This is a genomic window from Barnesiella viscericola DSM 18177, assembly GCF_000512915.1.
Lineage (GTDB): Bacteria > Bacteroidota > Bacteroidia > Bacteroidales > Barnesiellaceae > Barnesiella > Barnesiella viscericola.
The window spans coordinates 19,074-33,838 of sequence record NZ_CP007034.1 but is presented as its reverse complement, the minus strand read 5'-3'; the positions used below and the strand labels follow the sequence as shown (position 1 = coordinate 33,838).

The 14,765-nt window shown below is 47.3% G+C and carries 8 protein-coding genes; all 8 read right to left on the bottom strand.

Going from position 1 to position 14,765, the window contains the following annotated elements; translation table 11 throughout:
* Complete coding sequence (locus BARVI_RS00100) at window positions 1-2,781, bottom strand: SusC/RagA family TonB-linked outer membrane protein (protein WP_232213986.1); 2,781 nt, start codon at window positions 2,779-2,781, stop codon at window positions 1-3.
* A 45-nt stretch (window positions 2,782-2,826) separates the two neighbouring features.
* The gene (locus BARVI_RS00095) at window positions 2,827-4,650 is read right to left on the bottom strand and encodes a RagB/SusD family nutrient uptake outer membrane protein (RefSeq protein WP_038534200.1); all 1,824 of its coding nucleotides are present in this window, start codon (window positions 4,648-4,650) and stop codon (window positions 2,827-2,829) included.
* Window positions 4,651-4,680: 30 nt separating this feature from the next.
* Window positions 4,681-8,040 carry a SusC/RagA family TonB-linked outer membrane protein gene (locus BARVI_RS00090; RefSeq protein ID WP_232213985.1) on the bottom strand — a complete coding sequence of 1,120 codons (3,360 nt, stop codon included), beginning with the start codon at window positions 8,038-8,040 and terminating at the stop codon, window positions 4,681-4,683.
* A 107-nt stretch (window positions 8,041-8,147) separates the two neighbouring features.
* The gene (locus tag BARVI_RS00085; protein WP_025277251.1) at window positions 8,148-9,371 is read right to left on the bottom strand and encodes a FecR family protein; all 1,224 of its coding nucleotides are present in this window, start codon (window positions 9,369-9,371) and stop codon (window positions 8,148-8,150) included.
* Between the two features lie 87 nt (window positions 9,372-9,458).
* Window positions 9,459-10,013 carry an RNA polymerase sigma factor gene (locus BARVI_RS00080; RefSeq protein WP_025277250.1) on the bottom strand — a complete coding sequence of 185 codons (555 nt, stop codon included), beginning with the start codon at window positions 10,011-10,013 and terminating at the stop codon, window positions 9,459-9,461.
* Between the two features lie 111 nt (window positions 10,014-10,124).
* Window positions 10,125-11,567 carry a choice-of-anchor Q domain-containing protein gene (locus BARVI_RS00075; RefSeq protein WP_157232423.1) on the bottom strand — a complete coding sequence of 481 codons (1,443 nt, stop codon included), beginning with the start codon at window positions 11,565-11,567 and terminating at the stop codon, window positions 10,125-10,127.
* Window positions 11,568-11,652: 85 nt separating this feature from the next.
* Window positions 11,653-13,164: a choice-of-anchor Q domain-containing protein gene (locus tag BARVI_RS00070; RefSeq protein WP_157232421.1), complete on the bottom strand. Its 1,512-nt coding sequence runs from the start codon at window positions 13,162-13,164 to the stop codon at window positions 11,653-11,655.
* An 81-nt stretch (window positions 13,165-13,245) separates the two neighbouring features.
* Window positions 13,246-14,742 carry a choice-of-anchor Q domain-containing protein gene (locus tag BARVI_RS00065; RefSeq protein ID WP_157232419.1) on the bottom strand — a complete coding sequence of 499 codons (1,497 nt, stop codon included), beginning with the start codon at window positions 14,740-14,742 and terminating at the stop codon, window positions 13,246-13,248.
* Window positions 14,743-14,765: the final 23 nt, after the last annotated feature.

Sequence of the window (14,765 nt, the reverse complement as noted above, 5' to 3'; positions counted from 1 at the left end):
TTAAAGTTGAACACTGAGGCCTAAACTTACCGTCCTCATGGCCGGATAGCCAGTAAGGGTTTCAGGGTCGGTAAATCCGTCCATATGATCCAGCGAGAACAGATTGGTTCCGTTCGCAAAAACTCGGATACCCTCGATTTTTATTTTCTTGGTTAAGTTCGACGGTATCGTGTATCCAATCTCCAACGAACGGAGTTTCAAGAAATCACCGTTTTTCTGCCAGAAAGAGGAGGATTGATAATTATTTTGATTGTTCGACGCCGAGAGACGAGGATAAGTAGCCGTGGCCTTAGTATCCTCGGTCCAACGGTTCAATGCTATCGACGATATCTGCCCGTCATTCTGGAAGGCTTCGAAATAGGAACCGCTCCAATAGACCGACCGGTTAACGGCCCCCTGGAACAGAATATCGAAATCGAATCCCTTATAGGTGGCTCCAGCATGCAGGCCCAAGGTACATTCGGGCACGTCGGTATAACCAATGGCTTTGTAATCCTCGGCATCGATGCGGTCGTCGTTATTCAAATCGGCATATTTCAAGTCGCCCGGCTGAACCGTAGCAAAAGTCTGCGTAGGCGACTGGTCTATCTCGGCCTGGTCGTTGAAGAATCCGAGCGATTCGAGTAAGAAGGGCTGATCGACACGATGGCCGGTGCGATACTGATAATCGTAGTTTTGGGGAGCCTCAGCATTGTAGATAATCTTATTGCGGGCGAACCAAGCACTGGCCTCGACAAACCAGGTAAGATCTCTCGTCTCCTTGCCGGTATAGCGAACCACAGCTTCGAAGCCTTGGTTGCTCACCTCGCCGATATTTAACTCGGGACGTTCGAACCCGACAAAACTGGGCAGCACATCATACGGCATCGTGAGAATATCGTAACGGCGCTCCTTAAAATAGTCAGCCGTAATACTCAACCGATCAAAAAGAATGGCATCAAACCCAATGTTAAATTTCGTATCTTTCTCCCACGTAGCATCAGGATTGGCATAATAGTTCTGCACATAGTAATAAGTCGCAGTATTCGATTCTCCCAAGTAGTAATTTCCTCCCGTATAATATTGGTTATAGGGGAAACGGGTAGAACCGTTATCCTTGTTACCGGTAAGCCCATACGAGGCCCGCAGTTTCAGATAGTCAATCACACGGTTTCCTTTCAGGAACTCCTCGTTGGAGATGACATACCCCAATGACCCAGCAGGGAAGAAGCCGAACCTCTTACCGGGAGCGTAGTTATCGCAACCCGAGTAGGCAAACGAAAACTCACCTACATACCGCTTGTCGTACGAATAGGTCAACCGCCCTCCCGATACAATATCCTTATAGGGCAAATCGGTCGTCGAGACGTTATACTCTTCATATCCACCCATCAACATGGCATCGACGTGGTGGGCTCCGAAGGTGCGATCGTAATTCAAAAAGCCATGAACCACAAAATTACGCCACTGATTATAAGCACTCTCACTTATCGACATCGCCGACACCTCTCCAAAGGACTGCCCACTCAAATCATAACGTGCATATTCGCGCGAAGCAATCGTATAGGACTTGTAAATGGTATTGAATCCTACGGCCCCCGAAATACTCAATCCCGGGGTAATCATACCCAAATCGCCAATCAATTTGGCCGACAGTTGAGCAGCCCGTCGGTTGGTCGAATAGTACCCGGTCTCGGTAATCTCGGCCCAAGGATTATAATAAGCCGAGTTACCTCCTATCCGACCATCTTCGTAATATACGGGAAATGCGTTGGGCGGAAGTTTGGCCATCAGGTTGAATACATTGGTACTGTACTCACCACTCACGTTGTTTCTCACACGACCCGGATTCACCCGATCTTCTACACTACCTCCCAACGTAAACTCCGAAGATATGCGCTTCGACAGTTTCACATCGACATTAGTTCTGAAATTGTAACGTGTATATGAGAAATCTTTCGTATAGTCCGACTCCTTTTCGATTCCCTTGTACAAACCACTGTTAGTTGCTACATTGAGCAAAACGAAATAACGAACGACATCGGAACCGCCTCGGGCCGACAGGTTATAGTCGGCTATCGGTGAGAGTTTGCGCAAAAGCTGGTCATACCAGTTTACGTTGGGATAGCGATATTTATCGGTGCCATTTTTATAGGCGTCCAAATCAGCCGCCGAATAGACTTCGGAACCCGGCCCGTAATCGTTGACCATCGCCTCGTTGTACAACCGGGCATAATCATACGAATCCAGGAAATCGGGTAACCGGGTAGCCTGTTGCATACCGAACCGTACCCCCAGTTTTAACTCCAACGGAGCATTCACACCTCGCTTTGTCTTCACGAGCAGTACACCGTTAGCAGCCTTATTCCCGTAAATAGCCGCCGATGCAGCATCTTTCAACAAGTTGACCGACTCGATTTCTTGTGGAGAAAGTTGCTGAAATAACTCATAGGTAGAAGGGAAACCATCTATAATAATAGTTACATCGCGTCCCGACCCAAACGTACCTATACCCCTGGCATGCAAAGTGGGAGCATCGTCACCCGGTTCGCTGCTCTGCTGCCCTACCGTAAGCCCAGGCAACCGGCCGTATAACGTATTGGCCACATTTGTCGTAAACGACTTGATAAGTTCATCTCCTTTTACCGAAGATACGGCTCCTGTCATTTCCCAATCGGGACGTTCACCGTAAGCAATCGGGACAAGCCTCTCGGTCGATGCCGAGTCGGTAACGACTACCTGTGCCGACAACAGCCCGGCAAACAACAATCCTTGCACCAGTAAAAACATTCTATGTTTCATTGGGGACTCTTTCTTTATCTTCATGTTAATCATAGTATGACTGTGTTAATAACCTGGGTTCTGTATCAAATATCCCTTATTGACCTCGTTGGTAGAGAACGGGTGCAGATACATCTTCTTTGTAAACGTGCGGTTCTCATACAGGTACGGGGTATAACGGAATTCCTGAGGGCTCGTACTGATCCAGTAGATTTTAATACCATACATGGGACCGCTCATCACGCCGTCTTCCTCGGCTATCATCCAACGGCGCACGTCCCAGAACCGGTGATTGTCGAAGGCCAGCTCGATGGCTCGCTCATTACGCACCAGTTCTCTGAAATCAGGGTAAGCTCCGCTACCCGACAGGATAGCCGGCTGCCCCGAACGCTGACGTATGATGTTGATGGCCTCACGGGCCGTGTACTTGAAGCCGTGGCGATCGTCGGGTCCGTAAGCCTCGTTCATGGCCTCAGCAAAATTCAAATAGATTTCGTTCAATTGAAAGAGGGTCGAATTGGGTACCGGATTTTGATTATCAGGCCTCATAATCGATGGGGAAACCAATTTATGCAACCAAAATCCCCCGTAACAATCTTTGATGTGTTTCCCAGCTGAGACACCTAACTCAGCGTTAGCCTCCCATAATTGCACCTCAGGCGTCTGTGAATTCCACCACGACAAATTATAGGCAATCGTTTGGGAGAAACGTCTGTCAAGATTAGCCATCTTAGCTTGCAAATCATCACCGCCATTCCACTCAACCTTGTTTCCCTCTCGGTCTTCATACTTGCGCACGAAATTCAACAACGGGGTCGTACCGTTGGTGCCTGAACTACCGGCAATAATTGTACTAGGTATAATACCTGACCATGGACGATTCCAACACCCCATGCCAGAAGAACATTTCTCCGCCAGAATAATTTCAGGATTGTCATAGACCTCCCAACTATATTGATAGTTGGCATCGACACCTTGATCGGTTATCAAATAACAGCCATTCTGTTCGGCCCAGCGGATACACGAATCGGCCACAGCTGCCGCGCGTTCCCACCACACCATATTCTTAGGTTCATTCAAACAGATAAGATTGTTGTTAGCTCCAAAATCAAGATAGGGTACATTCGTATTAAATAACGGACTGGCGGCATAGAGCAACACTTTCGACTTCAAAGCCAAGGCTACGCCCTTGTGCATGCGTCCCCGTAAATTCTGCAACGCATTGTCGAGCAGAGCCGGATAAGCTTCATCGATATCCTGCAAGATGAAATTGAGCATCTCGCGCAAACTAGCGCGGGGTATCTTCAAGTTGTCGTCCAGTTGCAAGCGCTCGCGAATGATAGGCATACCGCCATACCGTTTCATCATCTCGAAATAGTTCAAGGCTCGTATGAGTTTAGCCTCGGCAATCAACTGGTCTCTATACTCGGGGGTAATATCAGGTACATCGTAGATGCGATCAAGCAACACCGTCACTTTTCTGATAGCAATAAACCGATAATCAAATCGGGAATCATCGATACGGTTGGCCGAAATAGAACCTTCGTTCCACCAGTTCATACGATACCAGTTGGCACAGGTTTCAGCCTCGTCACAAGCTCCGGCAAAGATATTCTCGTCTCGATTGGAATAAATATTGGATTTTACCGAAGCATATCCCAAATTGGAGTGAATACCCATCTGGTAAATACTAGTCATGAAGGTCTCCAACTGAGTCTTCGACGAAAAAATAGTATCCTCGGTCACATCTCCTCCCGGTGGTTTCTCCAAGTAGTTACCCATCATATCCTCGCACGAAACCACCGCAGCGGGCAGGACCAAAACCAATATGATCAGCAGAGGAGAAATCAGTTGCCTCAGCCTTTTCGGATTTATATTTTTCAAATACATGGTATAATAATTTAGGTCGTTTCTATTCCGTTAAAAATTCACATTCAATCCCAGATTGAATACCCGGGTCACCGGATAGGGCTCACTGTTGGTCACCCCACCATTAGCCACCTCGGGATCTTGTCCCGGCAGCATGTCGGCCCACGTGAGCAGGTTGCTACCGTTGACATAAACTCTTATTGAACCGATGCCTACTTTTCTCAGTGCCTCTTGACGGAAGGTATAGCCTATCTCGACATTCTTCAAACGCAGGTATGAGGCATCTTCCAACCAGTAGGTCGAGGTCACATAGTTATGTCCTATTCCATTGACACCATAGCGGGGATAAACAATCTCCTGATTATTGATGAGTCGTTCGTAACTCCAACTCTTCAACAGGTCTTTATTGGCTCCCGTATATTCGTAGAACCCCCGCATGATACGTCGTGACGGCATATTCGACACATGTGCGGCTCCTTGGAAGAGCACTGAGACATCGAGGTTCTTGTATGACCCTCCCAGCGAAATACCATACATGATTTCGGGGAAATTGGAGTATCCAATGGGGACTTGGTCGTCGTCATTGATTTTGCCGTCGCCATTGATGTCGACATAACGGATATCACCCGGCTGAATCTTATTGTTGTTATTGGCCATCACATACTCGGGACGGTCGGCGGCATTCACCTCCTCCCACGAGTTGAAGAGGCCATCAGCTACATAACCGAAGAACTGTCCATAACGCAAGCCCGTGCGATAGAGATAGTCTTCGTTGCGTATCACCTCGTCCTGCTCCAAAATCTTATTGTGAGCATAGGTAAAGTTGGCTTTCACGAAATAGCTCCAATCACCGATGTTGTCGCCAATTGAAATCTCGCCGTCCCAACCCGAGTTGCGCATGCGACCCATGTTGTAGGCCGGCAGGTTCGAGGCCGATATACCAATGATGGTAGGCACGGTGTTGCGATTACACAAGATATTGTCGCGGTGCTCCATGAAGTAATCGAAAGTAAGGCCGATGCGGTCGCCCCAGAACTTGATGTCGGCACCCACATTCCATTTGATGGCTTTTTCCCACGTCAAATCGGGATTACCGGCTTTACTTTCATTCGATCCCTTATACCCGACATAAGTAGAACCTACATCTCCAAAGTAATAGGCATCATTACCCGTATAAGTATATACCGAAGGTAAATACAAGAATCTATCACCTCCAATCTTATCATTTCCTACAATACCATACGATCCTCTTACTTTCAAGAACGATAACACTTCGTTTCGAGGGAAATAAGGCTCCTCGGTCAAGACCCAACCCAACGAATAAGCTGGAAACCAGCCGAACCGCTTGCCGGGGGCAAAGTTCTCGGTTCCGTTGTAACCCACATTGACTTCGGCCAAATAGCGGTTGCCATAATTATAGGTTACACGACCCACCAGGCCTTGATAACCGTTAGGAATATTGTATTTCAATGTCGGATTATAGTATTTACCCTGATTATACAAGATCAATCCAGTAACCGTATGCAATCCGAATTTCCCGGTGTACTCGGCTCCAATTTCGGAGTAAACCCGTATGTTGCGGGTATTAGTCCCTTGATAAGTAAGTTTACCCGGATCGGTAGAGGGTACATAAATGAGTTCGTCACCAGCATGACGGAGGTCATAGGTAATGCCCCGGTCATTATAGGTTTTGGTCTCAGTACTGTAACTCTTGTACGAAAGAGCCCCCCGCAACGAAAAACCTTTAAGCAGATAATCCATTTTATAAGTAAAGCGCCCCGACAAGTTCAGGTTATTCTCATATTTCGATTTCCAACCTCTCGTATAGGGTGAAGCCGGATTTTTACCACTACCATAGACCTCACTTATCGTTACCACTTTGTTGTCGATTACTCCTGGTGCTGCATTTGATGGTGTTGAATTCAATGACTCGATAATTGCTCCTGTATTCCAGTTAGGATTTTGCAGATTACCCATTTGATTAGATACATCGATACTTAACAACAGGTTCTTGGTCACATTTATATCAAAATTAGAACGCATGTTGTATCGACGGAATGCTATCTGATAGCTATATCCGGGATCATAAATGCTCGTATCAAGCATACCATCTTGGGTAAAGACACCCAACGACACGAAATATTTCACCCTTTCGGTACCGCCGCTTACGTTAAAGTTGGTTTGAGTCTGAGTCGAAAAATCTTTCAACATGTAGTCATACCAATTTATGTCAGGATAGAAGAGCGGATCGGACCCCGTGCGATAGGCCTCAATAGCCTCGTCGGAGTACAAGGGGTTATACGAAAGCTGCGTATAATAATCGTAGGCCTGTGCGGTATTATAAGCCCGGGCATAGTCATACGAGTTCATCGGCTCGTTCAGCATCGGAAAGTCGGTAATGGCAATGTTGGTCGAGAAACTGATTTTGGGTTTTCCCAGTTCACCACGTTTCGTTGTGATGAGAATCACACCATTGGCGCCTCGCACACCATACACAGCCGTAGCCGAGGCATCTTTCAGGATAGAGAGTGACTCCACCTCGTTGGGGTCAATATCGTTGAGATTATTCACCTCAATACCGTCGACCATGATCAAGGGATCCTGCGACCCATCATCGCTAGCAAAAGTACCCACACCACGAATGCGCAGGGTCGACATGTCCTGTCCCGGCTCACCGCTACGTTGCACACTCAACAATCCCGGGATTCTACCCCCCAAAGCATTACTGATATTGGCTTGGGGAGATTGCAGAAGGTCTTTGGTTGTCACCATGGAGATAGAACCGGTTACCGTCTCTTTCTTCTGCGAACTATATCCTACCACCACAATATCATCGAGCGAACTGACTCCTTCTCTTAATACAAAATTTAATCGGTTTTGCGATTCACCCACCTTTACTTGTCGAGAATCATAACCAATAAACGAAGCCTCCAATACATCACCCGGCGACACTTCCAGTTTATAGGCTCCGTTCACGTCGGCCATCGTACCTACGGTAGTGCCCAGCACCCGCACACTGGCGCCGATAAGCGGCTCGCCCTTGACATCGGATACGATACCCGAAATCTGTATCTTATTACTCTTGACAGTGGGTGAAGCCTTGGCGGTCGAAGCCGGTTTCTCTACCCAGAACAGGCTGATCTGTCGCCGGTTTTTTATTTCGTACGAAATATGGGTAGAACTGAAAATCTGATTCAGCACCGTAACAACCGGAGTATCGTTGACAGTCACATTTACCCGTTTCGACAATTCGGCATTCAAATTATCGGTGTAGAAAAAAACATAGTAGTTTGTCGCTTTTTCGATTTGCGACAAAACACTCTTGATGGGGACATTCTTCATGTTCAACGTAACATTAGTCTGTTGCCCCCAGGCACTCGGAAGAATACCCAGCAAAAACAGCAATAACATCGAGACTCTCAATTTATTGCAGAAATGCCCTATCCGATACGCTCCCAATAGATTTTTCCAAGGTAACATAAGTTTTTCGGTATTAGTAGTTAACATCTCTTTTACAATCAGCTTTTCTTTTTCAGCAATATGGTATTGCCATTCATTTCATAGGCCATCGGCACGGTCTTGGAATCGGGCTTTTCCAGGGAGATAGTGCGGGCGATTGTCTCCAACACATCTTTGGGGTCGTCAAACAAGACCAGTTTTCCACTGCATTTCAGGTCTTTAATATCTTGTTCACAATCGATATACAGGTCGTAATGTCTCGAAATCTTAGCCAAAATCATCGACAGAGGCTGGCTGCGGAATTGAAGCAGCCCATCTTTCCAGCTGATGAAATCGTAAGTATTGGCTACCTTTATATCCATGGAGTTGCCGGCCAAAGTCAGCATGTGGTCGGGTTGCAAAATTTTCTTTTTGGTTTCGTCATTGGATTGTACCTCGACCAAACCCTCAACCAGGACCACCATTTGCGACAAATCATCGCGATAAGCCGTCACATTAAACCGGGTACCCAAAGCCCTGACCTGCATCTCGGAGGTCTTCACAAAGAAGGGTCGTTTGGGGTCCTTGGCCACCTCGATGTAGATTTCGCCCTCGACATAGACCTCTCTCTTATCCTGGGCAAACGTGGCAGGGAAACGGAATTTCGAGCCCGAATTGACCCAAACCTTCGAGCCATCGTCGAGAATCAAATGCGAAGCCCGGCGTCCTTTGGGCACAATCAACTCGTTATACTGTACTTCTTCACTCTCCGTATCAACGGCATATCGCTTGTCCTGCTGGCTCATTGACGAGATAGTCATTTCGCCATTTTCATAAAGTATATCTCCCCCCTCTTCTATGGCTATTGTCTTCTCACCGGCCAAAACAAGGCGGGTTTCCTTTTCCAAGGCAAGCGAACTTGTCTCATCGGCAACCAGATTCGAAGAAGCAGGTGTTGCTGGCTTAAAGTGAATGACAATACCTATCGATACCAGCGCTACCACACATGCCGCAGCGAGAATCTTTCCGAATCCCACATAGATTTTACGTTTCCTGACAGCCTTGATTTCATTATTTATCTGATCCAAGAGTTCCAGTTTCTCCTGCTCGGAGTAGACCTCCTTATCAAAAGACATAGACAATAACAGTTGCCTGGCAGCTTCCATCTCCTGCTCTTTCTCCGGATTCTCCAAAATATAGTTCTTCCAAAAAGCGACATCTTCGTCGGTCAAAAGCAAAACGCTCCTCAAAAACGAATCGTCTTTAAGGAAATCTATGACCGTATATTCTGCTCTCGTTTTCATCTTTATCGCTTATTTATTTTTCTTAAATCACAAATACACTATATAGACGACAAAACCGGGTTTTTATCCCCTGTTTTTCTCTATTATTTACCCCATAATCGCAAAAAGAAAGGCAACTTTCAGTTTACGCATCTTCACAATAGCTCTCGAAACAGCTTTACGCGATGACTGTATAGTCATATTCATCAGCGCAGCTATCTCTTCATAGTCCAGTTCGTGTATAAATCGCAGGTATACGATTTCTCGTTGCCTGCCGGTAAGCGAGTTGAGCAACTTGTTCAGTTTTCCCTCAATCTCCTTCTTGTCCTCCTCGGCAATCAGATCGTTCAGAACATTCCACTTGATTGAAAACTTGCACTGATAATCGTCTATGTTGCAAGTATCTACCGATGCTTTCAACATATCCAACAGATTATTCTTCAAAGACCTGAACAAATAAAATTTCAAGTTTCTTACTTCGCTCAGGTTTTTACGATTGAGATAGAGTTTCACGAAAACATCTTGAATGGCATCTTTCAAAACCTCTTTCTCAAATCCTAAACTCCTACCATATTGCAGAAGGAGATCGACATACTTGTTATAGATGAAAGTAAATGCCGCATCATCTCCCTCAACAAACCTTTGAAAAACGACTTCGTCCATTGTCTTGCTGTTTTTGGGCTGAATTAAGGTCTAACACATAAATAAGCTATCGTTCATAAAAGAGACTGCCCGGCCCGAATGCCGCGCAGTCTCCCCATTTTTCCATGAAAACTATTTATATACAAATATCATCTTTTCTACCGTATAATTTCGAGAAGCATGTATTTTTTTTACCAAATAGATGCCGGTCACCTGCGGCTCTTCTACACGTGCGCCCGACAAGGTGAAATACTGAACTTCAACTATGGGATCATCGGCATCGGCAACTGCCTCATCAACAGCACTGGCAATCCCGTCAAACTCATAGGCCCCCAGGTCTACCACCTCGTCGAAGATGCGAACTTTACCGGCCAGGTCTTTCTCATATCCGGCAATAGCCTCGTTATTCCCGGCATTGACGGCTGGACTCGAAGATTGAAGCGTATAGGAACCCTCGACAAACAGAGGTGCCTCGCTGATATTTCCCGTTCCCGATTCGGCCTCGGGCCACAGCGTATACGAGACCTCGGTTGTCGACTCGGCTCCCATGAAAATATTAGAGCCATCGGGGGTGGCTTCGGGACGAGCCACATTGTCAACGACAATACAATTCACGACCTCCGAACTGCCTTTGTTTCCAAAACCTATACCCCCGCCACGGCCACTCGTGGCATCATTGCCTACAATGGTACAGTTGATGATGTGAGCCACGATACCCGGCTCGGACGGTTCACTCACCAGGCTGCAATCTATACCGCCGCCATAGTTGGCATTGTTGGGGGTACCGCCTATCACATTTCCTTCAATCAGGCAATTCACTACATAGCCCGTTTTAATAGAGACACCTCCGCCGACGTTTCCTCCCGCAGAGGTATTGTTGACATTTTCATCAACACAACTGTTATTCCGAACGATGGTGTTGATCAGATAACCACCTTCCAGACAAACGCCACCGCCTACACCCGGTTTCTTACCCTCGGCTGCCGTGGCGATATTATTTTCTACAATACAGTTCTTAACGGTTCCAAGAGCATAAACGCCACCGCCTACGCCCTTGATTTGGGCCAACTTCGACCCATAGTTATCGTGTACGATACAATATTCTATCACCCCGTCGGGGTCATCGATATAGACGCCTCCACCTCGGCCCGAACCACCGGCCGTAGAATTATAGGCATCGCCTCCCGAAATATCGAATCCAACCAAGTAGGAAGCTGTCTTGAAATACAAGACCCGGCGGCCGCTACCTACCAGATAGGTCTCGATCTTGTCCAACTGATAGCTTGTGGGAGGATCTACCTCGGTACCTTCACAGTTGCCATATACCTTTACTGCCGCACGGTTACAAGTAAAACTGGCTCCTTCGGGCGCCATGTAGGTTCCTTTCTTTACCAGAATCTCATCACCTTCGACCAGTTTGGTATCGGTCAATATTCCGTTCAAGGTTACCGGAGTTTCCCAACTCAACCCGTCGTTATCATCGTTACCTTCGGGGGTTACGAAATATCGGGTTGCATACAGACTCTGCAATGAAAGAGCCGAAAGGATTAAAAGTCCCCATATTTTTGTGTTCATGATTGTAAGATTTAAAGGTATAATAAAAAAGTGGGGCCAATGAGGACTTCTCCTTATCAGCCCCATAGAGAGAAATTCAAACGATTTATTTAACCGCAACAAACACCTTTTCGGTAATTACCTGATTGGTATCGAGAGTTCTCTTAACTATATAAACGCCCGACACACTGGGATAAGCGACCTCGACACCTTGCAACGTATAGTATTGGGTGCGAACCACTTCGCCCTCATAAGCCTCTATCTCGTCAATCGCGCTGCCGTCGGTCGACTCATAAGCGCCCAAATCGACCGATGATCCGAAGATACGGGCATTACCGGCCAAATCGGTATCGAATCCTTCGATAGCAGGGTCGTCACCGGCATCGATACAGGGACTGCCTTCCGACAAACGATAGTCGCCACCCGCAGCATTGACAAATCGGGGATCTACCGTAATGGCTCCGGCACTCACGGTCTTCTCGGGCACGCACACGGCACCAATCGTTACACGCTCGGGCAACTTGCCATCGGTTTTAGAATTGCCCAACCGAATGTTGGCATTTCCTTCGCCATACTCATCTTCACGACAGGTATTATCCCAAGCGATACAGTTGGCTACCGAAGCTGTCATACCGTCGGCATTGGTCGTTTGGAAACTGATGCCTCCGCCCAAGCCTTGTGCATGGTTCTTCACAACCGTACAGTTAATCACATAGGCCTCTTTTTCGGTACAAGCCACACCGCCACCAATCGACTGGTTATTCAACGATCCGTTTACCGAATTACCAATCACCAGGCTGTTGACCAGTTTCCCCGACTTGATGGCGATACCTCCACCCTGACTGGCGAAAGAGTCTTCATCGTCGGCAGGAGTCGTGCTGTTGTTGCGAATGATACAATTCAACACCACAGCCTTATCGGGATTACACCCATTGCCTTCGGTTGCATCGAGACAGATACCACCACCAATACCGGTAGCCCATACTTGGCTATCTACCCAAGGGGCCTTCGTGGCAATGTTGTTTTCAATAATACAGTTTTCGAGGCGGCCGTTCAGGATATACAATCCACCACCTACACCCTTTTGCGGTTTTCCATTGGAACCGAGGAGCTCCCGGCTACCATCTACACCCACATTATCGTGAATGTTGCAATATTTCAAAGTGGCACCACCGTTGTTGATATAGACGCCACCTCCACGACCTACACCGGTCTTTTCCAACGAAGCATCACCTCCGGAGATATCCAAACCGTAGAGTTCCGATGCTTTGCCGTCCAGATAAAGCACCCGATTGTCGCCGGTACCCTTCAAAAAGGTTTCAAGTCCCTCGGCGGTCGTATACGTAGGAGGTTCGGTTTCGGTACCTTCGCAATTTCCATATACTTTGGCTTGGGCTCTCAATTTGAAACTGCCCGTATAGGTCCCCTTGGCTATATATATTTCGGTACCGGTCGATGCCCACGAAAAGGCATCTTCCAAGGTAGCGGCATTACTCCACGTCGAGCCATCGCCCGATCCCGCACCTGATTCTGTTACATAAATCACCTCGGCATTCGCTGTCGATAATGCTCCGGCCAAGAATAAAAGAGTTCCTGATAGTAAACATTTTTTTTTCATGCTATTAAATTTATTTTGGTCTTATGCAATATCCATCTGTGAGAATGTTCTATATTCTCACAGATGGATATTATCATTCTACTATCTTATTGTGATGAATTGTTTTTCGGTAATCACCTCACGGGTATCAAGGGTTTTCTTCACGATGTAAAGGCCCGATACGCTGGGATAAGTTACCTCGACACCTTGCAAGGTATAATACTGGGTGCGAACCACTTCTCCTTCATAAGCCTCTACCTCGTCAATGGCACTGCCACCGGTATATTCATACGGACCCAGGTCAACTGCGGCTCCTGCGATACGGGGATTCCCGTCCAAATCGACATCGTAGCCTTCTACGGCAGGATCGTCACCGGCATCGATACAAGGGCTACCTTCGGCCAGACGGAAATCGCCGGCAGCGGCATCGACAAACTTGGGATCCGAGGTAATGGCACCCTTGACCACAGTCGACTCGGGGACACAAACTACATTGATCGTCACACGGTCTGGCAAACTACCATCGGTTTGAGAGTTACCCATACGGATATTATCCAATCCTGCGCCGTAATCATCGTCGCGACAGGTATTGTTCCAGGCGATGCAGTTGGATACAACGGCTCTCATGCCGTCGGCATTCTGCGACTGGAAGGCAATACCGCCACCCAAGCCCATCACATGATTGTCATAGGCCGTACAGTTGATTACATAAGCCTGATTCTGAGTACAAGCGATACCACCGCCCACATTTTGGTTGTTGTTCGATCCGTTGATGCGATTACCTACGACCAGCGAATTGACCAGATAACCCGACTTGATAGCGATACCGCCACCTTGGCAGGGATATGAATTTTCGTCGTCTTCGGGAGTCGTACTGTTGTTGCGGATAATGCAGTTCATGACAACGGCAGCTTCGGGATCGCCCGATGATTCGAGACAGAGGCCACCACCAACACCCATTGACCAAACATTGTTTCCTTCCATCATCCAAGGAGCATCGGTCGATACGTTGTTCTCAATGATACAATTTTCTACCCGGCCATTCCACACATAGGCACCACCGCCTACACCACGCAGAGGAATACGACCGTTATCTTCGGTAGCCTTTTTGGTCCCGTCGACAGCCATATTGTCGTGAATGCGACAGTATTTGATACTACCGCCACCACTGTTGACATAAACACCGCCACCACGGCCTACCCCTGTGGTTTCGAGTGTAGCGTCACCCCCCGAAATATCAAGACCATAAATGGAGGCTCCACCGTCCAGAATAAGTACACGTTTGTCACCGGGACCTTTCAAGAACGTTTCAAGACCTTCGGCCGTCGTATAGGTAGGAGCCGATGTCTCGGTACCTTCGCAGTTCCCATATATCGTAGCAGCCACTTTTAATGAAAAGCTACCGGTATAGGTTCCTTTGGCCACAAAAATCTCATCACCTTTGGCTGCCCAAGTTAGAGCATCTTCCAAACTGGCAGGGCTACTCCACGACATACCGTCGCCCGAAGCGTTTTCTTTCACGTAAATCACATCTGCATTCATTGTCGACAATACTCCTGACAACAACAATGCACTCGAGAGTAAAGCAATTTTCTTCATGTCTTTTAAATTTAAGATTAATA

Bases quoted from the DNA above. Each gene is read 5' to 3' on its own strand.
- BARVI_RS00100 (WP_232213986.1), bottom strand. From the start codon at position 2,781: ATGAAACATAGAATGTTTTTACTGGTGCAAGGATTGTTGTTTGCCGGG.
- BARVI_RS00095 (WP_038534200.1), bottom strand. From the start codon at position 4,650: ATGTATTTGAAAAATATAAATCCGAAAAGGCTGAGGCAACTGATTTCT.
- BARVI_RS00090 (WP_232213985.1), bottom strand. From the start codon at position 8,040: ATGTTATTGCTGTTTTTGCTGGGTATTCTTCCGAGTGCCTGGGGGCAA.
- BARVI_RS00085 (WP_025277251.1), bottom strand. From the start codon at position 9,371: ATGAAAACGAGAGCAGAATATACGGTCATAGATTTCCTTAAAGACGAT.
- BARVI_RS00080 (WP_025277250.1), bottom strand. From the start codon at position 10,013: ATGGACGAAGTCGTTTTTCAAAGGTTTGTTGAGGGAGATGATGCGGCA.
- BARVI_RS00075 (WP_157232423.1), bottom strand. From the start codon at position 11,567: ATGAACACAAAAATATGGGGACTTTTAATCCTTTCGGCTCTTTCATTG.
- BARVI_RS00070 (WP_157232421.1), bottom strand. From the start codon at position 13,164: ATGAAAAAAAAATGTTTACTATCAGGAACTCTTTTATTCTTGGCCGGA.
- BARVI_RS00065 (WP_157232419.1), bottom strand. From the start codon at position 14,742: ATGAAGAAAATTGCTTTACTCTCGAGTGCATTGTTGTTGTCAGGAGTA.